This is a genomic window from Pseudomonas sp. SJZ103 (assembly GCF_007828335.1).
Classification (GTDB): domain Bacteria; phylum Pseudomonadota; class Gammaproteobacteria; order Pseudomonadales; family Pseudomonadaceae; genus Aquipseudomonas.
On sequence record NZ_VIUN01000001.1, the window covers coordinates 1,039,944 to 1,064,577 of the forward strand.

Sequence of the window (24,634 nt, forward strand, 5' to 3'; positions counted from 1 at the left end):
TCAGGACCTTACCGCTAACAAAAAGCCCGCTGAACCGGTAACGGTCAGCGGGCTTTTTTATGGGGTCAAGTGCGAGAGCGCTCGACAGGCGGCAGTTCAACCGTACGCTCGGCGGCGGCCAGCGCTGCCTTCAAGCCAGCCTGGTCCAGCGCGACGCAATAGGCAGGCTTGCCGCGTTCCAACCGCCAGCTCTCATCCAGGCTACCGGCATCCACGGCGTCGAAACCCAATTCGTCGAGTAGCGTGATGACGCGTGCCTTCGCTGCGGCGTCATCCGCTGCCACCGGCAACGCTCGGCGGTCGGGTGCACCGTGGGGGCGGGCGTCCTGCGTCAGGTCGGGAGCGAAGATCGCGTTGAACACTTTCACCACATGTGAATGGGGCAAATGCTCGGCGAGCAACCGGCTGGTAGTGGTTTCAAAGCGATCCAGTACCGGGATATGGCCGTCGCGGTTCGGGTAATAATTATTGGCGTCCATCACGGTCTTGCCCGCCAGCCATTGCGCAGGGACGCTGCGGTAATGCTCCAGGGGGATCGCCACGAGCACCACATCGCCGAATTTGGCGGCGTCGTCGGCACTGCCCACCTGCACGCCGAGTATGCCGCTCACTACGCTGCTCATGGTGTGGGGGCCACGGGAGTTGCTCAACATCACTTCGTGCCCGGCCGCCAGCGCCAGTTGGGCCACGGCGCGCCCGATAAAGCCTGCTCCAATAACACCAATCTTCATGGTCTTGCTCCAATGAATGGGGGAGCGGTTATGATGATTGGCAACCAATCGGCGATAAATAGTCGTTTTGGTGTGGATGTTGTTACTGGGAGTAGGGAATGATGGATCGCCTGTCGAGCATGAATGCCTTTGTGATGGCTGCAGAGTTGGGCTCGTACGCGCGGGCTGCCGAGCGCTTGAGCATATCGCCGCAGATGGTGGCCAAGCATGTCACCGCGCTGGAGCAGCGCCTGGGCGCTCGCTTACTTAACCGCACCACACGAAGGCAAAGCCTGACGGAACTGGGGAGCGCGTACTACGAGCGTTGCAAACATATCCTGGTAGAAGCCGAGGCTGCCGATTCACTGGCGCAGATCATGAACGACACGCCGCGCGGCAAGCTGAAAATCACCGCTCCCGTCACCTTCGGTTCCTACAGCCTGATGCCGTTGATTACCGGGTTCCTGCGCGACAACCCGGATGTGGAAATTGAATTGCACCTGACCGACCGTTTCGTGGACCTGGTGGAGGAGGGCTATGAAGCCGCTTTTCGTATCGGCCCCCTGGCGACCACGGGTCTGACAGCCAGGCCACTGGCACCTTACCGTCTGGTGGTCTGTGCTTCGCCGGAATACCTGGCGGCACGCGGTACCCCGAAGGCCCCGGCGGATCTTGAGCATCACGAATGCCTCGGCTACGCCTTCTGGTCGCGGCCGGTAGACCGCGAGTGGGTACTTTACGACGGGGCGACCCCACACAAGGTTCAGGTTGCCAGCCGGTTGCAGATCAACGAAAGTCGCGCCTTGATGTCGGCTGCGCTGGATGGTTTTGGCATCGTGCTCGGTTCGGAAGACTTCTTGCGCGAGGCGTTGGCCAGAGGCGAATTGGTGAGAGTGCTGCCGGACTTTGAAGCGCCGAGCCGGCCGATGCACCTTGTCTACACGGCGAACCGCCAGCGTACGGCCAAGCTGAGACGTTTTGTCGAAGCGGTATTGAGAAGCTTCGGTCACCCTTGATGCGTGCTGCTTCAGCAATCCGACAGACACAACCTGTTAAAAAAGTACCCAGGCCTGAGCAGGAGCACGGCTGAAACACGGGGGCATTTTTACCGGTGCAGGTGTTGGGCGATAACGCCCGAGGGGGTTGTATGTTGTTACGTTACGCGGCATTAGCGGCAGTTGTGGTCGCGGCGTCCGGGTGTGTGCAGGAGCGCGTGGTGCATGAGCGACGGCCTGTACAGCGTGAATATGTCGAGGTGGTTGCACCACAACCGCCGCCGGCCCAGATCATCGAAGTCGAGCCTGCCGTACGTGAAGGTTACATATGGTCACGTGGTTACTGGCGCTGGGAAGGCGGGCGCTACGTTGCTGTACACGGCCATTGGGAGCCGGTGCGCGAAGGCTATCGTTATGTGCATCCGCATTGGGTGCAGCGCAATGATGGTTACCACTGGCAGGTGGGTGGCTGGGTTCGTTGAACCCCGACTAGGAGGGCTTCTTTGTACCCAGGAGCCGTACTTCCCGCAGCAGCGCGGCACCGAGTTGATCGGTGCCCAGTTCCCTGTATCCCACGGCCTTGACCTCTCCGTTCTCTTCGGCCTGGATGATGATCACCGGTGTCTCTTTGCCGCTGGCTTCGTCGATGTGAAAAGCGTATTGGGGAATATCCACCTTGATCGGCGTACCCGCCGCTTTGCCTTTCACATTGATCAGGAACGCTGCGCAGCCGGTGTCGACATCCACACTGGTGGCAGAGCGCCCGCTGACGAAGCAGCTCTTCGGCAGGTCGGGCCAGATGATCTCGGCCAGGGCGAGGGACGGCGTCAGGGTCAGGGCAGCAAGAAGAAGCGTGCGCACGTGGGGCTTTCTCTCGATCAGGGATTAGCGCGACTTTTACCAAAGCCTGCCCGTCGCCGCAATGTTCCGGCTCAGCCCAGACGCTTCATGCCCGCTGCCTTGGCCGCACTGAGGTCAAAGGTGGCGGTGTATTCGCACCCGGCGGCGTGGGCGCAGCGCTCTATCAGGCAGTCGGCGAAATCGGCGTTGTTGGCCGTGAACCGTCGAAGCGCCTGCCAGATGACTTCGGCATGTTCGATGGTCAATTCACGGGTGCGCAGCAGGGTTTCCAGAACGACGACGATGTCATTTTTGGCGGATTGGTAGCAGCTCTGTAATACCCACACCAGCTCCACCACGGAGACCAGGCTGACAAACCCTGGCGAAAGTGTGGTGAGGGACTCGATCAACTCGGATGCTTTGGGGGATTGAACGGGATCATCCTGGGTGACGTAGCGCACCAGTACATTGGTATCCAGTCCGATCATCCAGCCTTCGCTCCCTGCGCTGCGATGGCGCGGTTCATGTCGTCAATGGACACAGCCCTGGCAGGCTTCTGGATCAACCCCTTGAGATCATGGACAGTCTTGCTCGCTGCAATGATGGAAAACTTGCCATCTTCCGTTTCGACGAACTCGACGCGGTCGCCTGTTTCCAGGCCAAGTGCGGTCCTGACTTGGACGGGGATGGTGATTTGCCCTTTTGAGGTAAGTGTGGCGGTCGCCATAGTAAAGATCTCCAACATGATGCTCCTTACCTTAGGGTAAGGAATGGTGGAGGACAATATCCGTTGGTCCATAGGTCGCTCTTCAGGTGGGGTGAGTCGGCCTATAAAAACTAGTCCGAACTCAGTCCTGCCGCACGCTTACCCACGCCGCAAAGCAATACAAACTATGACCGACCGCCAGTTGAAGCCTGGCGGCTGTCATCAAGCGCGCGGCAGTGCCGGGCTAGCTCACTGCACCACGCGATAGCACGGTACATACGCCGCGCCGCCCGGCAACTTCATTCGGTGCTGGGCGACAAACGCCTGCAACAGCTCATCCAGTGGCTTCATGATGGCCGGGTCGCCGTTGATCTCGTACGGGCCGTGTTGTTCGATCAGGCGAATGCCCTTGTCCTTGACGTTACCGGCCACGATCCCGGAAAACGCGCGGCGCAGGTTGGCTGCCAGCTCATGGGGCGGCAGTGCATGGCTCAGTTGCAGGCTGGCCATGTTTTCGTGGGTCGGGTCGAACGGGCGCTGGAAGCCTTCGTCGATCTTCAGCAGCCAGTTGAAGTGGAACGCGTCGTTGCGCTCACGGCGGAACTGCTTCACCGCCTTGAGGCCGGCAGTCATCTGGCGGGCCACTTCGGCCGGGTCGTCGATGATGATCTGGTAGTGCGCCTGCGCGGCTTCGCCGAGGGTGGCGCCGACGAAGGCGTGCAGTTGTTGCAGGTACGGCGCGGCTTGTTTCGGCCCGGTGAGAATGACCGGGAAGGGCACGTCGCGATTGTCCGGGTGCATCAGGATGCCCAGCAGGTACAGAAACTCTTCAGCCGTGCCGGCGCCGCCGGGGAAGATAATGATGCCGTGGCCAACGCGCACGAAGGCTTCCAGGCGCTTTTCGATGTCCGGCAGGATCACCAGTTCGTTAACGATGGGGTTCGGCGCTTCGGCAGCAATGATGCCCGGCTCGGTCAGGCCCAGGTAACGCCCGCCGGTGATGCGTTGCTTGGCGTGGGAAATGGTCGCACCCTTCATCGGGCCTTTCATCACGCCAGGGCCGCAACCGGTGCACACGTCGAGGCTGCGCAGGCCGAGTTCGTGGCCGACTTTCTTGGTGTATTTGTATTCTTCGGTATTGATCGAGTGCCCGCCCCAGCACACCACGATCTTCGGCTCCACGCCCGGGCGTAGCGTGCGAGCGTTGCGCAGCAGGTGGAATACGTAGTCGGTGATGCCCTGGGAGTTGCTCAGGTCGATGCGCTGGCTGTCCAGTTCGTTCTCGGTGTAGACGATGTCGCGCAGGGCGCTGAACAGCATTTCGCGAGTGCTGGCGATCATTTCGCCATCGACGAAGGCGTCGGCGGGGGCGTTCAACAACTCCAGGCGCACGCCACGGTCCTGCTGGTGGATGCGCACTTCAAAGTCTTTGTAGGCGTCGAGGATGGTCTTGGCGTTATCGATATGCGCGCCGGTGTTGAGGATCGCCAGGGCGCACTGGCGAAACAGAGTGTAGATGCTGCCGGTACCGGCTTCGCTCAGTTGCTGGACTTCACGTTGGGACAGGGTTTCGAGGCTGCCCTTGGGGCTGACGGAGGCATTGATGACTTGGCGTTGGGGCATTCTGATTCCTTGAAAACGCAGCCACCGCACCTGTCGAGGTGCGATGACGTGAGAATGGTGGGCGCAGGTTAGAGCGCACGAGCCGGATATTTACCTCAGGCGCAGGGCCGAGCGCAAATACCGTCCAACACCATCATGCCGCAGAACTTACTCAATCAGCTTCCAGTTTTTGTAGAAAACTCGCCGCAGGGTAAAGACCATCCCGGCAAACCCCGCGATCACGGCGTTAAGCACCGACGGCAGTGGCGTAGGCCGTACGATGTCGATAAACAGGCAGTAACGCTTGGCGTCGTTCTTGTTGAAGGACGCATGCATCAGCGTGTCATCAAAAATAAACAGCGGGTCGTCATGCCAGTAGTGCTTGTGCTTTCCGACCTGGATGTACACGCCGTCGTGATGGGGTGCCGGTGCCATGTTGTAGAGCACGCGGAACATCATGCGCAGCGGGCCGAAGTGAAAAGACGTCGAGCGGTTTTCGTTGAACACCGACACGCCGATGGTTTTCACGAACGGCAGTTTTTTGCGCAGTTCAGGAATATCCAGGGTGGTTTCGATCGGCCGCCCGTACCACTGGAAAAACAACATGCCGCGTTTCTTCTCGGCCATGCGCTCGTCCAGGTAACCGATGATTTCATCCTTGTGGACCATGGCGTCATCGAGCACCTGTTGCAGGTCTGCACGCCAGGCGGGCGGCAGGTCGCGCATCGTATAAAGGTGACGGTTGCGCGAGCTCAGCAGGTCGAACAGGGTGTTGAACGGTGCCAGCAGCCAAGTATTGCGGCCACTGCCGATAAAGTATTTTTTGAAGGTGGGCTTGTCATACAGGCCGTTACGCAGGAAGTCGTAAACGCCGCACACCAGTACCAGGCAGAGGAACACCAGCGTGGTTTCGGGGAACACATCGATAATCAGCAACACGCCGAGTACCCAGGCGACCGATACCGCTTTCTTACGCAAAGCAGACTTGTTCATGCAACTCAGCTCCAGAAGGACGCCATTCGACAGGTCCGGATCCGTGGCTGCGAGTGGTGGGGTTTTGAAACATAATGAAACATCTTCGTCATGATAAGGCGTTCAGCAGCGGATTGGCGTTTTAAATAGTGCGAAATTGTGAAGGCTCGACACAGTCTTTAACCCTGGTGGGCTCGTGTGGATTGGATTTTGTAAACAGAAGATTTGCGACTATCGTGACGCTTCGGTTTTTCGGACGTCATAGACCGGTACGATTGAAGTTGAATGGCCACCATTGGCCTTCGGCACCTTGGAAGAGGCAGAAATTTTATGATCATCAAACCGCGGGTTCGTGGCTTTATCTGTGTGACCGCTCACCCTGTTGGCTGTGAGGCGAACGTCAAGGAACAGATCGACTACGTAACTGAGCACGGCGCCATCAACGATGGCCCGAAGAAGGTGCTGGTCCTCGGCGCTTCCACCGGCTACGGCCTGGCCGCGCGCATCAGTGCTGCGTTTGGCTGCGGCGCCGACACCCTGGGCGTGTTTTTTGAGAAAGAAGGCGAAGAAGGCAAGCTGAGTTCCGCCGGCTGGTACAACAGCGCTGCGTTCGAGAAGTTTGCCGTCGAAAAAGGCCTGTACGCCAAGAGCATCAATGGCGACGCGTTTTCCGACGAGATCAAGCGCCTGACCATCGAAACCATCAAGAAAGACCTGGGCAAGATCGACCTGGTCGTCTACAGCCTGGCCGCGCCACGCCGCACCGATCCCAAGACCGGTGAAGTCTACAACTCCACCCTCAAGCCAATCGGCAAGGCTGTGACCCTGCGCGGTATCAATACCGACAAAGGCGTCGTGGTCGACACCACCCTCGAGCCTGCGACCCAGGAAGAAATCGACGGCACCGTGAAAGTCATGGGCGGCGAAGACTGGCAGCTGTGGATCGACGCCCTGCGTGACGCCGACGTACTGGCCGAAGGCGCCAAGACTACCGCGTTCACCTACCTCGGTGAGAAGTTGACCCAGGACATCTACTGGAATGGCTCCATCGGCGAAGCCAAGAAAGACCTGGACAAGAAAGTCCTGACCCTGCGCGACAACCTCGCTGCACTGAAGGGCGACGCCCGCGTGTCGGTACTCAAGGCCGTGGTCACCCAGGCTAGCTCCGCGATCCCGATCATGCCGCTGTACTTGTCGTTGCTGTTCAAAGTGATGAAAGAGCAGGGCACCCACGAAGGCTGCATCGAGCAGGTCTACGGCCTGTTCAAGGACAGCCTGTACGGCAGCGAACCGAAGCTTGATGCCGATGGTCGCCTGCGTGCCGACCTGGCTGAACTGGAACCGAAGGTTCAGGACGCCGTGGCGGCACTGTGGAACCAGGTCACCGACGAGAACGTCAACGAGATCAGTGATTTCGCCGGCTACAAGGCTGAGTTCCTGCGCTTGTTCGGCTTTGAAGTCCAGGGTGTGGATTACGAGGCTGACGTCAATCCGACCGTGAAGATCAACGGCTTGATCCAAGCGTAAATGATGTGACTGATAGCGGCCTGATCATCGGGTTATCAGGCCGCTGTCTTCCCGTCATGATTCAGGCAAGGCTATTTTTTGCCTGGGTGAAGGCGGACCGCCTCACGTTGGTTACTTCTTTCTCCCACAGGGGATTCAGCGGTACGTGATAACCGCTGTCCTTGGCGGTCTTGATCAGTTCTGCCATTTCCCTGCTGTCGTGGATGATGCTGATTTCATCGAATCGACCCAGTTTTGCCGGTAGGAAAAAAGTCGCCGGGTAATTGGCAGCCACTTCCGTGGCCGGGCTGGCCGAGTCCGCACTGTGATGAACCACTCTCTCTCCCTCGCCGACCAATTTTTGATTGATCAGCCCTATCATCTGCTCTATCCGTGGTGTTGCGTTGCCAAGGTGGGGATCTTCTTTCCGGTAGAAATGGGCGGGGCTGTCGAAGTCTGCGCGTAGCGCCTCAGGAGCTTGCTTATAGCGTTCAACTCGACCCTTGAAGACACTGTGGGCCACGTCCGGTATGGGGAGTTTGTCCTGGGGGCCGAAGTCGCTGATATGGGGCGCGATCAGGTGCAGATCGTAATCGGCGGTCAACGGTTTACCTTCTGCATGCTTGGCCAGCACTTCAAGGGGCTTGCCCTGATGGGTGATGAAGTAGCTGTCGCTTGAGGGTGACGTGCGATGGGCTTCGAATGTATAGGTTTGCTGACTGGGCCCGCGGGCGCTTAATTGCAATGTGCCGTCAGCGCCCTGAACGGCCAGTTGGGTTATGTGGCCGAGCTTGACCAATACATCAAGGCGCTGGCTCGACAGCTGCAGGGGCGTTGCAACTGCATGGCCTTCTTGGATACACGCTTGGATTTGCTCATTGGCCTTGGCTACTTTGGCTGGTGTTTTTTCAGCAACTTGTTCAAGTTTGCTGAATGCCTGGTCTGTACAGATCAGACCTGCCTGAGGGCCCCAGTTGGCGCTCTTGCCTTTGATATGGAAGTCCTTGGTGGGGTGCCCGGCTTCTATCAGGCCAGTTGCGACGGTTTCGACCGGGCGTATGCCTATGATGGAGTTGGTGGTCATTGCGATGTCTTGCAAGGGGGCAAGATGGCTTGGCACGATGCCTGTTTCGTCCTTGACCCGATCGATCAGCACTGCTGTAGGAGTATTTGCGCCTTGGGCAAGATAGTTTTGCAGCGCGGCAAGGCTGTATGCGGAAGGGGAGGTCACTGAAGAGGTTATGCTTGTCATTGAAGTTTCTCCGAGTCATATCTACAGCGAAGTTCGATGATTCCCTCCAGACGCTAGCTCCTTGAGTTGGATTCCCGAGATTAAAGTGAGGGCGCCTTCAAACAGGAAGAACAAGTGTGACTATCTATGTGAGATAGAATCCGCGCATTAAAGCTAAAGGCCTTTATTAACAAGGGACGCTGCGGGTTCCCCGCGCACGCCTTGTTTGAATTTCAGAACAATCCTACTCGTGCTTACTTGCTGCTAGGGGCCGGGTACATGCCAAACTGTCCTGATTCTGGCGTTGCACAAAAGGGAGGAACCCATGACGATCCGCGCAGTAGTGTTTGACTTTGGCGGTGTACTGTTCGACTGGAACCCGCAGCACCTGTACCGCAAACTGATTGCCGACGATCAAGAGCGACAGTGGTTCCTCGATAACATCTGTACCCAGGCCTGGAACACCGAGCAGGATGCGGGGCGGCCGCTGGCCGAAGCCACGCAAAGCCTGATCGATCAATACCCCCACCATGAACCCTTGATCGCGGCCTACTACGACCGATGGCACGAAATGCTGCGTGGCCCGTTGCCCGAAGGCGTGGCGATTCTCAACGCGCTGCATCAGGCCAACATGCCATTGTTCGGGCTCACAAACTGGTCGGCGGAGACCTTTCCCTATGCGCTTGCCAATTACCCCTTCCTTCGGAAATTCCGCAACATCGTGGTGTCCGGCGAGTTGAAGTTGATCAAGCCCGACGCGGCGATCTACCACGCCAGTCTCAGCCAGGTACGGGTGTACCTGCCGGATATCCAGCCGGGGGAAGTGGTGTTTATCGATGATGTCGCCGGCAATATCGAAGCGGCCGTCGCCCTCGGCTGGCAAGGCATTCACCATGTGTCTGCCGAGCAGACGGCGGCGCGATTGCGCGAGTTGGGCGTGGGCTTCTAGCGCGCCCACTTTTCCATGGCGAAATCCACAAAGGCGCGCAGCTTCGGCAAGCGATAACGATCCTGGCCGTACAGCAAATGCATGGGCCGGCTGGGCAGTTGATAGGTGGTCAGCAAGGCCACCAGCTTGCCGGTTTGCAGGTCGGGCTGCACCAGGGCATCCGGCAGCATGACGATCCCCATGCCTTGCACGGCTGCCTGGCGCAAGGCCTGGGAGCTATTGACGGTCAGCGAGCCGGACACCGGGATTTCCACTTCGCCTTCTGCGCCGGTCATGCGCCACAGCTTGTCGGCGTTGCGCCAGTCATCGGTGGAAGGGTAGGCGAACGCCAGGCAGTCGTGCTGTTGCAGGTCCTCGGGCGTCTGTGGTGTACCACGTCGGGCCAGGTAGTCCGGTGAGGCGCACAGGGTGATGGTGTAGTCCTGCATCGGTCGGGCGATCAGGCTTGAGGCTTCCAGTTCGCCAAGGCGGATGGCCACGTCAAAGCCGCTGTCGACCATGTCCACGCGCTGGTTGCTGAGCACCACGTACAGCTTGATCAGCGGGTAGCGTTGGGAAAACTCGCTCAAGGCCGGCGCCAAGCGTTCGGTGCCGAAGGCGGGCGGGGCGGTGATGCGCAGAGTGCCTTTGGGAATGTCACTGTGGGCCTGTTCGGCCAGTTGCTCGGAGTCGGCCACCAGTCCCAGTACTTCCAGGCAACGCTGGTAATACTGCCCTCCGAACTCCGTCAGGCTCTGTTTGCGGGTGGTGCGCTTGAGCAGGCTGACGCCCAGGCGTTGTTCGAGGGCGCGCAAGTGGTTGCCGACCATCGTGGTCGACATCCCGCAGGCCTGGGCGGCGGCGGTCATGCTGCCGCTCTCCACCACTTTTACGTATACCGACATCGCCTGGAATAGATCCATTGTAAAGTCCTGGTTTAAAGTCATTGCAGGAAAGTGCAGTTTATCCAGCTCTGGTGGCTAACGATACTTCAACCCATCACAACGATGCACTGGAGCCTGCCACCATGACCGCCGCCTGCCTGATGACCACGTATCAACCCTTAGCCCTGAGTTTTACCCGTGGCCTCGGCACGCGCCTGTGGGACCAGCAGGGGCGTGAATACCTGGACGCGGTGGCGGGCGTTGCGGTGACCAACGTCGGGCATTCGCATCCGAAACTGGTGGCGGCCATCAGTGAGCAGGCCGGCCTGTTGTTGCACACCTCCAACCTCTACAGCATCGATTGGCAGCAACGCCTCGCCCAGCGCCTGACCCAGCTGTCCGGCCTGGACCGTGCCTTCTTCAACAATTCCGGCGCCGAAGCCAACGAGACGGCGCTGAAACTGGCGCGGTTGCATGGCTGGAAAAAAGGCATCGAAGAGCCGTTGGTGGTAGTGATGGAGAATGCTTTTCATGGCCGTACGCTGGGCACCATGGCTGCCAGTGATGGGCCGTCGGTGCGCCTGGGCTTTCAGCGTTTGCCGGGGGATTTTCTCAAGGTCGGTTTCGGTGATCTTGTGGCACTGGAGGCCATCACCAAGACGTTTGGCGCGCGTATCGCGGCGGTCCTGCTCGAGCCGATCCAAGGCGAAAGTGGCGTACAGCCGGCACCGGCCGGTTATCTGCAAGCCCTGCGCGATCACTGCACACGCCACGGCTGGCTGATGATGCTCGATGAAATCCAGACCGGCATCGGCCGCACCGGCGCCTGGTTTGCCTTCCAGCATGAAGGCATTGTCCCGGATGTGATGACCCTGGCCAAAGGCCTCGGCAATGGTGTACCCATCGGTGCCTGCCTGGCCAGGGCTGCGGTAGCCGAGCTGTTCACGCCCGGCAGTCACGGCAGCACCTTTGGCGGCAATCCGCTGGCGTGCCGGGTGGGCTGCACGGTGTTGGACATTATCGAAGAGCAAGGTTTGTTGCAGAACGCTGCGCAACAGGGCGAACGCTTGCTGGCGCGTTTACGCATGGAATTGGAAGACCACCCACAGGTGCTGGCGATTCGCGGACGGGGCCTGATGGTCGGTATTGAGTTGGCCAGCCCCTGTCGCGACCTGGCCCAGCGTGCTGCCCAGGAGCATGGGCTGCTGATCAACGTGACGCGGGGTAAGGTCATTCGCCTGCTGCCGCCGTTGACCCTGGAGGCCAAGGAGGTCGAGATGATCGTGCGGGCCATCACTCGGCTATTGAGCTAGGTCCCTGCCGTTGAGCCACTCCTGGTTCAGGGTGTCGGTATCCCCCAGGTACTCCAGCAACCATGCCATGGCCGGGGACAGTTTGCTCTGTGCCCAGGCCACGCACGATGGGCTGGCCGGGAAGGGGCGCGTCAGTTGCAGCGCCACCAATTCACCGCGTTCGATCCACGGCAATACCTGATGCGCCGGTGCCATGCCGACGCACAGGCCATCGCGCAGGCAATCGATGGCGGAGGCCCAGTTCGGCACCACCAGCCGCCGCTGGTTATCCAGGGTCCAAGTGTCGCGCTTGGGCAGGTTGCGCGAGGTGTCAGTCATGCACAGTGAGGCGAAGGGGCGCAGCTGGTCGTCATTGAGCAACCCTTCCACGGCCGCCAACGGGTGCCGGGCGCTGACCACGCACAGCCAATTCAATAAGCCCATATCGCGAAAGGTGAAGTGACTGGCCACCGGCACGGCGCTGGTGGCGCCGATGACAATATCGGTGCGCTCATCCGCCAAGGCATCCCACACGCCGTTGTACACCTCGTATTCCAGCAGCAACTCCACCTCGGGAAACTGCCGATAGAAATCCAGCACCAACTGCCGGCAGCGCTGGGGTTTGACGATGGAATCCACCGCCACCTTCAACTGGCCACTCCAGCCATTGGCCACCTGCTGGCACAGGCGCCGTGTGCCGAGCATTTTTTTCATCACGCCGCGGGCTTCGTCGATAAACAGGCGGCCGGCGGGTGTCAGCTCCACATCACGATGCCGGCGCACAAACAGCGGCACCGCGAGCCACTCTTCAAGTTGACGTACGGTATAACTGATGGCTGACGGCACGCGGTGCAGTTCCTGGGCGGCGGCGCTGAAGCTGCCATGGCGCGCTACCGCATCGACGACATCCAGGGAGTATTCGGACCACATTAGGGTTGCCTTCAAAATTATTGATAAGAGCCGCCAATTATTATCGCTTCACACAAAATCTCTCAGCTTCATAATGGGCGGCAGTCAGCAAATAGTTTGATGGCAAGACTAACAAGGCTTCAATGAAAAATTCTTTTGGTTTCACCTGGTATCTGGCGGGGCTGAGCATGCTCGGTTATCTCGCCATGGACATGTATTTGCCGGCGTTCGGCGCCATGGGCGAGCAGTTGCATATTGGTGCGGGTGCGGTGGGCGCCAGCTTGAGTATTTTCCTCGCGGGCTTTGCGGTGGGGCAGTTGCTGTGGGGGCCGTTGTCCGACCGCCTGGGGCGCAAGCCGATCTTGCTCGCAGGCTTGAGCCTGTTTGTCGTGGGTTGCGCGGGGATGTTTTGGGTCGAGACCGCGCCGCAGTTGCTGGCCTTGCGCTTTATGCAGGCGATTGGCGTGTGTTCTGCGGCTGTGAGCTGGCAGGCGCTGGTGATCGACCGCTACCCGGCCGACAAGGCCCACCGCGTGTTCGCCAGCATCATGCCGTTGATGTCGTTGTCGCCAGCGCTGGCGCCGCTGTTGGGCGCAATGGTGCTGAACCACTTCGGTTGGCAGGCCATCTTCGGCGTATTGCTGGGGGTGTCGTTGCTGTTGTTGCTGCCCACGTTGTTCCTGCGCTCCGTGCCGAAACCTCAGACACGGGAAGGCGAATCTTCGCGCCTTGGCTATTGGCAGTTGCTCACCTCCCGGGTGTTTACCGGCAATGTGATGATCTTCGCCGCCTGCTCGGCCAGCTTCTTCGCCTGGCTGACCGCGTCGCCTTTCATCCTGGGCGACATGGGCTACAGCCCGAATGACATCGGCCTGAGCTACGTGCTCCCAACCTTGGCGTTTCTGGTGGGTGGCTACAGTTGCCGCAGCGCCTTGCAGCGCTTCCAGGGCAAGACGTTGCTGCCGTGGTTGCTGCTCGCCTATTGCGTCAGCATGGTGGCGTTGTACCTGGTCGCCACCTTGACCGTGCCGACGCTCACCACCTTGCTGATTCCGTTCTGCCTGATGGCGCTGGTCAACGGCGCCAGCTACCCGATCGTGGTGGCGAATGCGCTGATGCCGTTTGCAGAAAATTCCGGTAAGGCTGCCGCTCTGCAGAATACCCTGCAACTGGGCCTGTGCTTTCTCAGCAGCCTGTTGGTGTCGTCGATGATCGAGCAGCCGTTGCTGATCACCGCGATCGTGATGCTGGCGACCGCGCCCTTGGCCGTGTTGGGGTATTGGCTGGCGCGGCGCAACGCAGACGATTCGGAACTGGCGGCCGCCTAGAACGTCACTTCCATGTTCACCGTCGGCGTTGACGTACGGCTGCCCCGGCCGCCGTCCACGCCGAACTTGTTATGCCAGTATTCGTAACCCACCCCGAGGTACAGGTTCGGCTTCACGCCCTTGCCCGGTCGTACTGCGACCATCAGCGCGCTGCGCATCAGGGCTTCCGGTGCCGTGTCGCGGCCATGGTAGTCCGCGCCTTTTTCCCCGACGTAATTGATAAACCCCTGGAATTTCGCCGCATGGTTGGCGATCTCGAAAGGGCGCATCCACGTCAGGTTGAGCATGTAGGTGTCGTCGAACGTGTGGTCTGACTCCTGCGCGCCGGGGATGCCGGTGTGGTTGCGCTCCTTGTAGTACAGGAGGCTCAGGTCCAGCACGCCCACGGTGTTGAACTTCAAGGTAGGGCCGATCACCAGCGCACGTTTTTTCGCCGAAGCGACGTTGTTGTTGCGGTTGGCATCAAAGCCCAGGGTCAGCGCGTAATCCTTGATCAGCCCGGTGCCCAGCGGCACATCCAGCACCCGTGACGCATACAGCTGATGCCGGTACACCGCGTACACCTCACTGCCGCCGTGGTCGGTGCCCTTGCGCGGGTCGTGGCTGCCGGACAGGAACACATCCAGGTTCAGGAAGTTGCTGCCATACCGGTAGCCGCTGGCGTGGGTAAAGCTGTAGATGCGCTTGCTGAATTCGTCGGGGTTATTCGGATTGGTGAACTGCTGGCCGTAGCGAAAACCGACGCTGTTGTTCATCCATTCCACCGCGACAGCCTCCCCGCCGCCGAGGAGGGTGAGTGCAACGGTGGCGCCCTGTAATGCCTTTTTCATTGTTTTAGTGTCCTTTGGCGTTCTGGCTCATCACGGCCCAATGGTTTTTGTAACGCCGGTGGAGGGTATCTTGTTCGATTGATTGTATACAACTATATGGACATCTGGTCTTAAGATTGAATACAGTGTCCGCACAACAAAAACAGAGATCCCCTCACCATGACTATCCCGAAGGCGTCACCGCAGCGGCCGGAAGATGAGAATCTAGGCGTCGCCGCTAACATGGCTTACGGCCTGCAGCATGTGCTCACCATGTACGGCGGCATCGTCGCGGTACCCTTGATCGTCGGCCAGGCGGCCGGGCTGTCGCCGGCGGATATTGGTCTCTTGATCGCCGCATCGTTGTTTGCCGGTGGCCTCGCCACCTTGTTGCAAACCCTTGGCCTGCCGTTCTTTGGCTGTCAGTTGCCGTTGGTGCAGGGCGTGTCGTTTGCCGGTGTGGCGACCATGGTGGCGATTGTCGGCAGCGATGGCGCCGGCGGAGTGCCGGCGATTCTCGGCGCGGTGATGGCCGCGTCGTTTATCGGGCTGTTGATCACCCCGGTGTTCTCGCGGATCACCCAGTTTTTCCCGCCGTTGGTGACCGGTATCGTGATTACCACCATCGGCCTCACCCTGATGCCCGTGGCGGCGCGCTGGGCCATGGGCGGTAACAGCCGCGCGGCGGATTTCGGCAGCATGCCCAATATCGGCCTGGCGGCGTTGACCCTGGTGCTGGTGCTGCTATTGAGCAAGATCGGCAGCGCAACCATCTCGCGCCTGTCGATCCTGCTGGCGATGGTGATCGGTACGGTGATAGCGGTGTTCCTCGGCATGGCGGATTTTTCCGGCGTCACCCAGGGGCCAATGTTCGGTTTCCCTACGCCATTCCATTTCGGCATGCCGACCTTTCACATCGCGGCGATCATTTCCATGTGTATCGTGGTGATGGTGACCCTGGTGGAAACCTCGGCCGACATCCTGGCGGTGGGCGAAATCATCGACACCAAGGTCGACTCCAAACGCCTGGGCAACGGCCTGCGCGCCGATATGCTGTCGAGCATGTTCGCGCCGATCTTCGGTTCGTTCACCCAGAGTGCCTTCGCCCAGAACGTAGGTCTGGTGGCGGTGACCGGGGTGAAGAGTCGCTTTGTGGTCGCAACGGGTGGGCTATTCCTGGTGATCCTCGGCTTGCTGCCATTCATGGGGCGGGTAATCGCCGCGGTGCCGACCTCGGTACTGGGCGGTGCCGGGATTGTGCTGTTTGGCACCGTGGCGGCCAGTGGTATTCGCACTTTGTCCAAGGTGGACTACCGCAACAACATGAACCTGATCATCGTTGCCACCTCCATCGGTTTCGGCATGATCCCGATTGCTGCGCCGAGTTTCTACGACCAATTCCCCGGCTGGTTCGCGACCATTTTCCACTCGGGTATCAGTTCGTCGGCGATCATGGCGATCCTGTTGAACCTGGCGTTCAACCATTTCACTGCGGGTAATTCAGACCAGCAGTCGGTGTTTGTGGCGGGGACTGAGCGCAGTTTGTGCTTCCACGACGTATCGGCATTGCGCGAGGGGGATTACTTCAGTGGCGGCAAGTTGTTCGATGCCGAGGGCAAGGAGATTCCATTGGTGGCGGAGGTGCCAAGGAAAGCTGCACAAGCTGAAACCACAGAGGTCTAAAAATGTGGGAGGGGCACCGCCCCTCCCACATTTGGAACTCAACCAGCCTTGCGGACTGTGTGCGGAACAGAACACGCCTCATCCAGAAACTTCACCACGGTGCCCATGCACGCCTGGCGTTCTTCCACGTGGGGCATGTGGCTGGAGTCTTCGAACAGCGCCCAGCGCACATCCGCGATCTCATCCAGGAACGGCTTGACCACCAGTGGTGTGGCCTCATCATGCCGGCCGGAGATCACCAGGGTCGGCACCTTAATTGCCGACAGGCGGCCAATGGATTTCCAGTCCTTCAGGCTGCCGATTACGTGGAACTCGGTCGGGCCGCTCATGGCGTGGTACACCGTGGGGTCTGAGTCGACCTGGGCGAAGGTGCGCGCCACTTCTTCCGGCCACGGGTTAACGCGGCACACATGCTGGTCATAGAACACCCGTGAGGCGGCGAGGTATTCCGGGTCGTTATACGTGCCGGCGGCTTCATGCTTGAGCAGGGTTTCATGCACGCCTTGGGGCAGCAGTTTGCGCAGGCGGTTGGCCTCGCTGACCCAGGTGCGCATGCAGGTTGGCGAGTTGGCCGGGATAAACGCACGCAGGCCCTTGGGTTGCAGGATTGCGTGCTCGCTGCCGAGCATGCCGCCCCAGGACTGGCCGAGGATCGCGTAGTTATCGCTGATTTGCAGGTGGTCCAGCAGGTTATCCAGTTCTTTAAGAAACAGATCGACGGTCCAGAAGGACGGGTCTTTCTCAGGCAAGTGCGTGGAGCGGCCATTGCCGAGTTGGTCGTAGTGGATGACCGCATGACCGCTGGCTGCGACGTCCTTGAAGGCGTCGACATAATCATGGGTGCAGCCGGGGCCACCGTGGATGACCACCAGCGGTGTACGGCCGCTGGCCAGATCACCCGTGACGCGGTACCAGGTCTGGTAGGCGCCAAACGTGGCATACCCTTCGCGGATTTTTTCGATGAATTCCATTTCGTACCCTGCTCTGAAAATAAAGGATCAGGGACACGATAAGCCTTGGGCAACATTCAGGTAACTAGCAAAACAGCTAGGTTTTGCCAAAAAGTCAGTCTTCGAGCAGGCGGTAATGGGTCGCGCGCACCACGGCCTGTACACGGTTCTTGGCCCCCAGTTTGTGCATCGCCGAGGCAAGGTGCAGGGTGATCACCGCCAGTGAACGGCTCAATTGCGTGGCGATTTCGGCGGCGGTCAGGCCTTCGGCGGCCCATTTGAGGCATTCGCGCTCGCGTTTGGTCAGGTGAATGTGCGGGTAGGTGCGCAGCTCCTTGCCGAACAGCGGGTAGGCCGCTTCCTGCAAAGCGTGGGAAATCAGGCTGAAGTCCGACAAGGTCTGCTGCGCGTCCTGCAGCACGGTTGGCGTGTTGCCGGTGCGCAAGCCGGTCAGTGAAGCGAAGCCGCCACGGGGCAGATGCATCGGAACGCTGACGCCGCACGTCAGTTGCTGGTCGTGCAGGTAGGACGAAACGGGGGCGTGACAGGGGTCGATGATGGTTTGCAGGGCCGTGTCAGCCTTGGCTTCGTAGGACCACACGAACGGTGACACCGTGCGCAGGGCCAGGTGTTGCACCGGATCGATCTGGTAGAACCCTTTGCTGCACCACAACCCATGCCAATCGGTCGGCGTGTTGCGCAGCTCCAGCACCGATGGGGTGATCAATGCACCATCCTGGTCTATTGGCACCGGGGTGTAGTCGTACACCAGTGCATCGAAGCCCATCTGCTGGGCGAGGATGAACGTGTTGTCCATCTGCTCATCCAGGCTCCTGCCCGGCATCAGACGATTGTTGAAGGCAGTTAGCTTGGCCAGCATCCGTTCTGCTCCCGAATTCATTTGAATCTCGACTTCCTGCAAGTAGAATGCCACGCCCCGGCGAAGGACTGCCAGGCCAAACCTATAAGAAATACTAGGTTATGGACGCGCGGCATCCTCGGTAGTGTTGGCCTGATAAACGGCCGCTACCCGCCAGGCCGATACAACACAAGGAATGTATGCATGTGGCGTGAAATTGCCCCCGACCAGCAGTACAACGTGCAAGTCGATGGCCACAACCTCGTGGTCTACAGCTTCGGCGAAGGCGATGAGGTGCTCTTGTGTCTCAACGGCGGGCCGGGCCTGCCGTGTGACTACTTGCGCGACGCCCATGGCTGGCTCAAGGACCATAACCTGCGAGTGGTTGCATTCGACCAGCTTGGCACAGGCGCATCAGCCAGACCGACCGATGTTTCCCTGTGGGAAATCCGCCGTTATGTCGAAGAAGTCGAAACCGTGCGCCAAGCCCTGGATCTCGGCCGCGTGCACCTGCTCGGGCATTCCTGGGGCGGCTGGCTGGGCATCGAATACGCCATCCATTACCCCGACACGCTGAAAAGCCTGATCCTCGAAAACACCGTCGGCGACATTCCGCATCTTTCTCAAGAACTCGAACGCCTGCGCGGCGCGCTGGGCAGTGAGACCGTGGCGATGATGCAGCGCCACGAAGCCATGGGCACCCTGGATCACCCGCAATACCAGGCCGCGATAACGTTGCTCAACTATCGCCACGTCTGCCGCCTGGACGAATGGCCCGAACCGGTCAAGCGCTCCCTCGGCGACTGGAACATGGGCCCCTACGAAACCATGCAGGGCCCCAATGAATTCCTCTACGTCGGCAACCTCAAGGACTGGAACCGCATCCCCGAGATGGCCGCTTTCAGCATGCCGATCCTGATCACCACCGGCCAGCACGACGAACTCACCCCGGCCTGCGCCATGCGCATGAAGATGGCGGCCAGACACGCCGAACTGCATGTATTTCCCAACAGCAGCCATATGCCGTTCTATGAGGAGCCACACGCTTATTTTCCGGTACTGTTGGACTTTCTCGCTCGCCACCGAGGCTGACAGATGAACCTGGCGCGCTACCGTTTTGTACTGTCCCGGCCGCTGCAATTGCTGCCGGTACTGTTTGGCATCAGCCTGATCACGTTTGTGCTGGTGCGCTCGATCCCGGGCGACCCGGCACGCGCCTTGCTCGGCTCGCGCAGCACGCCGGACGCTTTGCTGAAAATCCGCGCCCAGTACGGCCTCGACCAGCCTTTGTGGCAGCAGTATTTCTACTTCCTGAAGAACCTGCTCAAGGGCGACCTCGGCCAATCACTGCTGTACAAAGTCGACGCCTTGAAGCTGATCGTCACCCGTATCGAACCCACCCTGGTGCTGGTGCTCGGCAGCGTGGTGCTGGCGCTGCTGATTGCGGTGCCGCTGGCGACGTTGGCCGCACGCAATAAAGGCGGGTGGGCGGATAACCTGATCCGTGTGTTCACCACCGTGGGCCTGGGCATGCCGGCGTTCTGGCTGGGCCTGATGCTGATCCTGCTGCTCAGTGTGCAATGGGGCCTGTTTCCGGTGTCCGGCTACGGCCGCACCTGGTTGGACAAGGCGCACCATATGGTCTTGCCGTGCCTGACCATCGCCCTGGCGCTGTCGGCGGTGCTGGTACGCAACCTGCGGGCGAGCATGTTGATGGAGCTGCAGGCCGACCACGTCACTGCCGCGCGGGCCCGCGGGTTGTCGGAAGCTGCGGTGTTCCGTCGCCATGTGCTGCCCAATTCCCTGGTGCCGGCGGTCAACCTGCTGGCGGTGAATATTGGCTGGCTGATCAGCGGCACCGTCGTGATCGAAAGCCTGTTCGCCATTCCCGGTATCGGCCAATTGCTGGTGCGCGGCATTTTTACCCGCGACTACATGGTGGTGCAGGGCGTAGCGATGGTGCTGGCCTGCGCGACGGTGGTGGTCAACTTCCTCGCCGATGTGGTCACGGTGGCCCTCGACCCACGGGTGAAGATGCAATGAGCAGTCGCCCGTTGATTGCCCCGTGGCGCCTGCGCCTGCGTTTTGGTTTTCGCAATGGCCGACTGACGGCCGCGTGGGGGCTGTTGATTCTGTCTGTGTGGCTGGCCCTGGCCGTGTTTGCGCCGTGGATCGCCCCCTATGACCCCATTGCGCAAAACACGGAAATGGCATTGCTCGGCCCTGGCCTGGCCCATCCATTTGGCACTGATAATTACGGTCGAGACATCCTTTCGAGGGTTATCTGGGGCGCGCGCGTCGACCTGCAGCTTGCCATCATCGGGGTGATATTCCCGTTCATGATCGGCACGTTTGTCGGTGCCGTTTCTGGCTATATCGGCGGGCGCTTCGACAGCTTCTGCATGCGTGTGATCGATGTGATCCTGGCGTTTCCGTTCCTGGTGTTGATGCTGGCGATCATGGCCATCCTCGGTCCGGGCCTGAAGAGCTTTTATATCGCCATGGCGCTGGTCGGCTGGGTCTCGTACGCGCGGCTGATCCGCTCACAGATCCTGGTGCTCAAGGAGAGCGACTTTGCCCTGGCGGCCAAGAGCCTGGGTTTTGGCCATGGGCGCATCCTGTTCCGGCATTTGCTGCCGAATGCGATGTTTGGCTCGATTGTGTTTTCCATGTCTGACGCGGTTCTGGTGCTGCTCAACGGTGCGGCCGTGAGCTACCTGGGCCTGGGCGTGCAACCGCCGACGGCGGAGTGGGGGACGATGATTGCCGAAGGGCAGGCGTTTATCACCACGGCCTGGTGGATCTGCACCTTTCCGGGGTTGGCCATCGTGACCCTGGCCATGGGCTTCAGCCTGCTGGCCGATGGCGTGGCGCAAGTGTTGGGGGATCGCTCATGAGTCTGCTTCAAGTGCGGGATCTTAGTGTGATCGCCAATAACAGCGGGCGCGATGTGACCCTGGTCGACCGCGTGTCCTTCGACCTGGCCGAAGGCGAGATCCTCGGCCTGGTGGGTGAAAGCGGCTCGGGCAAGACCATGGCCTGCCGTGGCTTGATGCGCTTGTTGCCGTCGCCCAACCTGCGCGTCCAGGGCGGTGCGGTACGCCTGGCGGGCCAGGACCTGCTGCAACTGGATGACACCGGCATGCGCGCGGTGCGTGGCGGGCAGTTGGGCATGATCTTCCAGAACCCCAGCAGCCACCTTGACCCGTTGATGCGCATCGGCGATCAGATCGCCGAAGGCATTCGCCTGCATCAGGGTGCGTCGAAAAAAGACGCGCGCCGACAAGCCATCGAGGTGCTGCGCCAGGTGGGCATTCCCGATCCCCAGGCACGGATCGACAACTATCCCCATGAGTTTTCCGGTGGCATGCGCCAACGCGCGATGATCGCCGTGGCCCTGGGCTGCAACCCGAACGTATTGATTGCCGACGAACCGACCACGGCTTTGGACGTGACCGTGCAGGCACAGATCCTGCGCCTGTTGCTGGACCTGCGTGACCAGCGCGGCCTGTCGCTCATCATGATCACCCACGACCTCGGCGTGGTCGCGCAAACCTGCGATTCCATCGCCGTGATGTACGCCGGGCGCCTGTGTGAACACGGCAGCAAGTACGACGTGCTCGCCCATCCGCAACACCCCTACACCGCAGGCCTGATTGATTGCCAGCCGGCCCACAGCAGTGGCCACGCGTTGCTGCGCACCATCCCCGGCCAGCCGCCCTTGCTCGATGCGTTACCCGACGGCTGCCGTTTCAACCCGCGTTGCCCGCAGGTCGGCGCGTTGTGCACCGAACTGTTGCCCGAAGGCGCGCGCGTGGCGTGTCACTACCCGTTGGGAGCACGCCCATGAGCCTGTTGCAGATCAAGGACCTGGAGGTGCGGTTCGCCGCGTCCGGCACGGGTGTGTTCGGCCTGAACAAGCAGTGGGTGAGGGCGGTGAACGGTGTGTCGCTGAACCTGGCTGCCGGTGAAACCCTGGGGTTGGTGGGGGAGTCCGGCAGCGGCAAAAGCACCTTGGGCCGCGCGATCCTGCACCTCAACCCGATCAGTGCCGGGCAGGTGCTGTTCGATGGCATCGACATGGCCCATGGCAGCGCGGTCGACATCGCGCGCCTGCGCCAGGAAACGGCGATGATCTTCCAGGATCCCTACGCCGCGTTGAACCCGCGCCACACCATCGGTGAAACCATCGCCGAGGTGCTGCGGGTGCAGCGCAAAGTCCCGGCAGCGCGCATCACGGCTCGCGTCAACGAACTGCTTGACCTGGTCGGCCTGCGCCCCGAACTGGCCAGTCGCAAACCCGGCTCCCTCAGTGGCGGCCAATGCCAGCGTGTCGGTATTGCCCGGGCGCTGGCGGTGGAGCCACGCTTGATCATTGCCGACGAATGCGTGGCAGCGCTGGATGTATCGATCCAGGGCCAGATCATCAACCTGCTGTTGGAACTGCAACAGCGCATGAACCTGGCGATCCTGTTTATCGCCCACGATTTGGCCATCGTGCGGCGCCTGTGCGACCGCGTGGCGGTGATGTACCTGGGCAAGATCGTAGAGGAAGGGCCGGTGGAAGCGGTCTTCACCTCGCCGCGCCATCCGTATACAGCCGCGTTGATCGAGGCGATTCCGGAGATCGATCCGCACCGGCCTTTGCCGACGCAGCCGTTGCCTGGCGAGCCGCCGAGCCCCCTGAATTTGCCTGCGGGTTGTGCCTTCCACCCGCGTTGCCGGTACGCCCGGACGATGTGTTCCGTGGTATTGCCGCCTACCCATTCCCTGCACGAGCATCGTTACAGTTGCGTGCTTGAAGAACCGTTGACCCTTCCTGCCCATCATGAACAAGGAGTTATGACATGCAATCCCGCCACTTGAAGTTGCTTGCCGCTGCCACGTTGACAGCTTGGTCGCTGACCGCCGGCCTGGCCCAGGCCGCCGGCGTCCTCACCATCGGCTGCCGTGAAGACAGCACCACGTTCGACCCGATCAAAAGCGCGCAAAACCGCGATACCTGGGTATTCGCCAACGTCTACGACACCCTGGTACGCGTGGATAACCTGGGCACCAAGATGGAGCCGGGCCTGGCTGAAAGCTGGGACATCTCCAAGGACGGCCTGACCTACACGTTCAAACTGCGAGATGCGAAGTTCTCCGATGGCTCGCCAATCACTGCCGAGGACGCGGCGTTCAGCCTGCTGCGTATCCGCGACAACAAGGCCTCGTTGTGGGCTGATCCGTTCAACCTGATCAACACGGCCAAGGCATCAGACCCGCACACCCTGGTCGTCACGCTGAAGACTCCGGCGGTAGCTTTCCTGTCGCAACTGGCCTCGCCGACGGTTTCGATCCTGTCGGAAAAAGCCATGACCAAAATGGGGGAAGACGCCTACTCCGAAAATCCGGTGACCTCCGGCGCGTTTACCGTGGACGAATGGCGCAAGGGCGACCGGGTCATCCTGAAGAAGAACCCGAATTTCTGGCAGGCCAAGAAGGTCAGCCTGGACGGCGTGGAGTGGGTCTCCGTGACCGACGACAACACGCGGATGCGCATGGTGCAGAACAACGAGTTGGACACGGCGATCTTCGTACCGTTTTCCCGGGTTGAAGAACTGAAGAAAGACAAGAACGTGGTGATCCACTCCGACCCGTCCACCCGTGAAGATCACCTGCTGATCAACCACGCCCACGGCCTGCTGGCCAAGCAGGAAGTACGCGAGGCGCTGGACATGGCGATCGACAAACAGTCGCTGGTGAAAACCGCCACTTACGGTCAAGGCACGGTGGCCTATTCCTACATCCCGAAAGGCTCGTTGTTCCACTACGCCAACAACCTGCAACGCCCGTATGACCCGACCGCCGCCAAGCAGCTGTTGGAAAAGGCTGGCGCGAAGGACTTGAAGCTCAACTATGTGGTCAACGCCGGCAACGAAGCCGACGAGCAGATCGCTGTGATCATCAAGGACCAGTTGGCCAAGGTCGGTGTGACCGCCAACCTGCAGAAAGTCGACCCGACCCAAAGCTGGCAGATGCTGGTGGACGGTGAGTACGATATTTCGGTGATGTACTGGACCAACGACATCCTCGACCCGGACCAGAAGACCACCTTCGTGCTTGGCCACGACACCAACCAGAATTACATGACCCGCTACAAGAATGACAAGGTCAAGGACTTGGTCGCAGCGGCGCGCATTGAGGCTGACCCGGTCAAGCGCGAGCAGATGTATGTGGAGTTGCAGAAACTGGCGAAACAGGATGTGAACTGGATCGACCTGTACTACAGCCCGTACATCAACATCTCACGCAAGAATGTGAGCAACTTCCTGCAGAACCCGTTGGGGCGCTTCACCCTTGAGGAAGTGGTGAAGAACTAAGAGCCAGAGAACACCGCAATACAAATGTGGGAGGGGGCAAGTCGAATCGTCGCACCGCCCCTCCCGCA

General features: G+C 60.2%; 25 protein-coding genes. 13 read left to right on the forward strand and 12 right to left on the reverse strand.

Going from position 1 to position 24,634, the window contains the following annotated elements; translation table 11 throughout:
- Positions 1 to 65 precede the first annotated feature (65 nt).
- A complete protein-coding gene (locus tag FBY10_RS04940) occupies positions 66 to 779 on the reverse strand; it encodes an NADPH-dependent F420 reductase (protein ID WP_256663384.1) in 714 nt (237 codons plus the stop codon).
- A 50-nt stretch (positions 780 to 829) separates the two neighbouring features.
- Here FBY10_RS04940 and FBY10_RS04945 point away from each other — a divergent pair, with 50 nt between their 5' ends.
- Both FBY10_RS04945 and FBY10_RS04950 read left to right on the forward strand, forming a co-directional pair.
- Positions 830 to 1,726: a LysR family transcriptional regulator gene (locus FBY10_RS04945; protein ID WP_145334825.1), complete on the forward strand. Its 897-nt coding sequence runs from the start codon at positions 830 to 832 to the stop codon at positions 1,724 to 1,726.
- 131 nt (positions 1,727 to 1,857) lie between these two features.
- Positions 1,858 to 2,187, forward strand: coding sequence for a YXWGXW repeat-containing protein (locus FBY10_RS04950; RefSeq protein ID WP_131698969.1), 330 nt, complete (start codon positions 1,858 to 1,860; stop codon positions 2,185 to 2,187).
- Positions 2,188 to 2,194: 7 nt separating this feature from the next.
- Here FBY10_RS04950 and FBY10_RS04955 read toward each other — a convergent pair whose 3' ends face one another.
- The 5 genes from FBY10_RS04955 to FBY10_RS04975 all read right to left on the reverse strand — a co-directional run bounded on the left by FBY10_RS04955 (position 2,195) and on the right by FBY10_RS04975 (position 5,846).
- Positions 2,195 to 2,566 (reverse strand): hypothetical protein, encoded by a 372-nt coding sequence (locus FBY10_RS04955; protein ID WP_131698970.1) that lies wholly within the window; start codon positions 2,564 to 2,566, stop codon positions 2,195 to 2,197.
- Between the two features lie 71 nt (positions 2,567 to 2,637).
- The gene (locus tag FBY10_RS04960; RefSeq protein WP_131698971.1) at positions 2,638 to 3,033 is read right to left on the reverse strand and encodes a PIN domain-containing protein; all 396 of its coding nucleotides are present in this window, start codon (positions 3,031 to 3,033) and stop codon (positions 2,638 to 2,640) included.
- Positions 3,030 to 3,287 carry an AbrB/MazE/SpoVT family DNA-binding domain-containing protein gene (locus tag FBY10_RS04965; protein WP_131699039.1) on the reverse strand — a complete coding sequence of 86 codons (258 nt, stop codon included), beginning with the start codon at positions 3,285 to 3,287 and terminating at the stop codon, positions 3,030 to 3,032. Before FBY10_RS04965 ends, FBY10_RS04960 begins: the two co-directional genes overlap by 4 nt.
- Before the next feature lie 213 nt (positions 3,288 to 3,500).
- On the reverse strand, positions 3,501 to 4,874 hold the full coding sequence (gene ppnN / locus FBY10_RS04970; protein WP_131698972.1) for a nucleotide 5'-monophosphate nucleosidase PpnN: 1,374 nt from the start codon (positions 4,872 to 4,874) through the stop codon (positions 3,501 to 3,503).
- A gap of 147 nt (positions 4,875 to 5,021) precedes the next feature.
- Complete coding sequence (locus FBY10_RS04975; protein ID WP_145334823.1) at positions 5,022 to 5,846, reverse strand: aspartyl/asparaginyl beta-hydroxylase domain-containing protein; 825 nt, start codon at positions 5,844 to 5,846, stop codon at positions 5,022 to 5,024.
- 309 nt (positions 5,847 to 6,155) lie between these two features.
- On the opposite strand from FBY10_RS04975, the gene fabV reads away from it, so the two are divergent.
- Positions 6,156 to 7,352, forward strand: a complete 1,197-nt coding sequence (fabV, locus tag FBY10_RS04980) for an enoyl-ACP reductase FabV (protein ID WP_145334821.1) — start codon at positions 6,156 to 6,158, stop codon at positions 7,350 to 7,352.
- 61 nt (positions 7,353 to 7,413) lie between these two features.
- Here fabV and FBY10_RS04985 read toward each other — a convergent pair whose 3' ends face one another.
- A complete protein-coding gene (locus tag FBY10_RS04985) occupies positions 7,414 to 8,583 on the reverse strand; it encodes an anthrax toxin-like adenylyl cyclase domain-containing protein (protein WP_145334819.1) in 1,170 nt (389 codons plus the stop codon).
- A 304-nt stretch (positions 8,584 to 8,887) separates the two neighbouring features.
- Between FBY10_RS04985 and FBY10_RS04990 the strand changes: the two genes are divergently transcribed.
- The gene (locus tag FBY10_RS04990; RefSeq protein ID WP_131698976.1) at positions 8,888 to 9,511 is read left to right on the forward strand and encodes an HAD family phosphatase; all 624 of its coding nucleotides are present in this window, start codon (positions 8,888 to 8,890) and stop codon (positions 9,509 to 9,511) included.
- Here FBY10_RS04990 and FBY10_RS04995 read toward each other — a convergent pair.
- On the reverse strand, positions 9,508 to 10,413 hold the full coding sequence (locus FBY10_RS04995; protein WP_145334817.1) for a LysR family transcriptional regulator: 906 nt from the start codon (positions 10,411 to 10,413) through the stop codon (positions 9,508 to 9,510). The genes FBY10_RS04990 and FBY10_RS04995 overlap by 4 nt on opposite strands.
- Positions 10,414 to 10,517: 104 nt before the next feature.
- On the opposite strand from FBY10_RS04995, the gene FBY10_RS05000 reads away from it, so the two are divergent.
- Complete coding sequence (locus FBY10_RS05000; protein ID WP_145334814.1) at positions 10,518 to 11,687, forward strand: aspartate aminotransferase family protein; 1,170 nt, start codon at positions 10,518 to 10,520, stop codon at positions 11,685 to 11,687.
- Here the strand turns inward: FBY10_RS05000 and punR are convergent.
- Entirely contained in the window at positions 11,676 to 12,596 is a 921-nt protein-coding gene (gene punR / locus FBY10_RS05005) for a DNA-binding transcriptional activator PunR (RefSeq protein ID WP_131698979.1), read from the reverse strand. The two genes, FBY10_RS05000 and punR, sit on opposite strands and share 12 nt — an antisense overlap.
- A 122-nt stretch (positions 12,597 to 12,718) precedes the next feature.
- On the opposite strand from punR, the gene punC reads away from it, so the two are divergent.
- Positions 12,719 to 13,903, forward strand: a complete 1,185-nt coding sequence (punC, locus tag FBY10_RS05010) for a purine nucleoside transporter PunC (protein WP_131698980.1) — start codon at positions 12,719 to 12,721, stop codon at positions 13,901 to 13,903.
- Here punC and FBY10_RS05015 read toward each other — a convergent pair.
- Positions 13,900 to 14,733 carry a nucleoside-binding protein gene (locus tag FBY10_RS05015; RefSeq protein ID WP_145334812.1) on the reverse strand — a complete coding sequence of 278 codons (834 nt, stop codon included), beginning with the start codon at positions 14,731 to 14,733 and terminating at the stop codon, positions 13,900 to 13,902. The genes punC and FBY10_RS05015 overlap by 4 nt on opposite strands.
- Positions 14,734 to 14,892: 159 nt before the next feature.
- Between FBY10_RS05015 and FBY10_RS05020 the strand changes: the two genes are divergently transcribed.
- Entirely contained in the window at positions 14,893 to 16,395 is a 1,503-nt protein-coding gene (locus FBY10_RS05020) for a nucleobase:cation symporter-2 family protein (protein ID WP_131698982.1), read from the forward strand.
- 38 nt (positions 16,396 to 16,433) lie between these two features.
- On the opposite strand, the gene FBY10_RS05025 is transcribed toward FBY10_RS05020, so the two are convergent.
- Both FBY10_RS05025 and FBY10_RS05030 read right to left on the reverse strand, forming a co-directional pair.
- Positions 16,434 to 17,366 (reverse strand): proline iminopeptidase-family hydrolase, encoded by a 933-nt coding sequence (locus tag FBY10_RS05025; RefSeq protein ID WP_131698983.1) that lies wholly within the window; start codon positions 17,364 to 17,366, stop codon positions 16,434 to 16,436.
- A gap of 94 nt (positions 17,367 to 17,460) precedes the next feature.
- Positions 17,461 to 18,225: a LuxR family transcriptional regulator gene (locus FBY10_RS05030; protein ID WP_131698984.1), complete on the reverse strand. Its 765-nt coding sequence runs from the start codon at positions 18,223 to 18,225 to the stop codon at positions 17,461 to 17,463.
- A 183-nt stretch (positions 18,226 to 18,408) separates the two neighbouring features.
- Between FBY10_RS05030 and FBY10_RS05035 the strand changes: the two genes are divergently transcribed.
- From FBY10_RS05035 to FBY10_RS05060, 6 genes are read left to right on the forward strand one after another with little or no spacing between them, the layout of a single operon-like run.
- Positions 18,409 to 19,296 (forward strand): proline iminopeptidase-family hydrolase, encoded by an 888-nt coding sequence (locus tag FBY10_RS05035; RefSeq protein ID WP_131698985.1) that lies wholly within the window; start codon positions 18,409 to 18,411, stop codon positions 19,294 to 19,296.
- Between the two features lie 3 nt (positions 19,297 to 19,299).
- Positions 19,300 to 20,247, forward strand: a complete 948-nt coding sequence (locus FBY10_RS05040; RefSeq protein WP_131698986.1) for an ABC transporter permease — start codon at positions 19,300 to 19,302, stop codon at positions 20,245 to 20,247.
- On the forward strand, positions 20,244 to 21,101 hold the full coding sequence (locus FBY10_RS05045) for an ABC transporter permease (RefSeq protein ID WP_131698987.1): 858 nt from the start codon (positions 20,244 to 20,246) through the stop codon (positions 21,099 to 21,101). Before FBY10_RS05040 ends, FBY10_RS05045 begins: the two co-directional genes overlap by 4 nt.
- Entirely contained in the window at positions 21,098 to 22,054 is a 957-nt protein-coding gene (locus FBY10_RS05050; protein ID WP_131698988.1) for an ABC transporter ATP-binding protein, read from the forward strand. The genes FBY10_RS05045 and FBY10_RS05050 overlap by 4 nt, the downstream gene beginning before the upstream one ends.
- On the forward strand, positions 22,051 to 23,070 hold the full coding sequence (locus FBY10_RS05055; RefSeq protein WP_145334810.1) for an ABC transporter ATP-binding protein: 1,020 nt from the start codon (positions 22,051 to 22,053) through the stop codon (positions 23,068 to 23,070). The genes FBY10_RS05050 and FBY10_RS05055 overlap by 4 nt, the downstream gene beginning before the upstream one ends.
- On the forward strand, positions 23,052 to 24,566 hold the full coding sequence (locus tag FBY10_RS05060; protein ID WP_145334809.1) for an ABC transporter substrate-binding protein: 1,515 nt from the start codon (positions 23,052 to 23,054) through the stop codon (positions 24,564 to 24,566). Before FBY10_RS05055 ends, FBY10_RS05060 begins: the two co-directional genes overlap by 19 nt.
- The last annotated feature ends 68 nt before the right edge of the window (positions 24,567 to 24,634 follow it).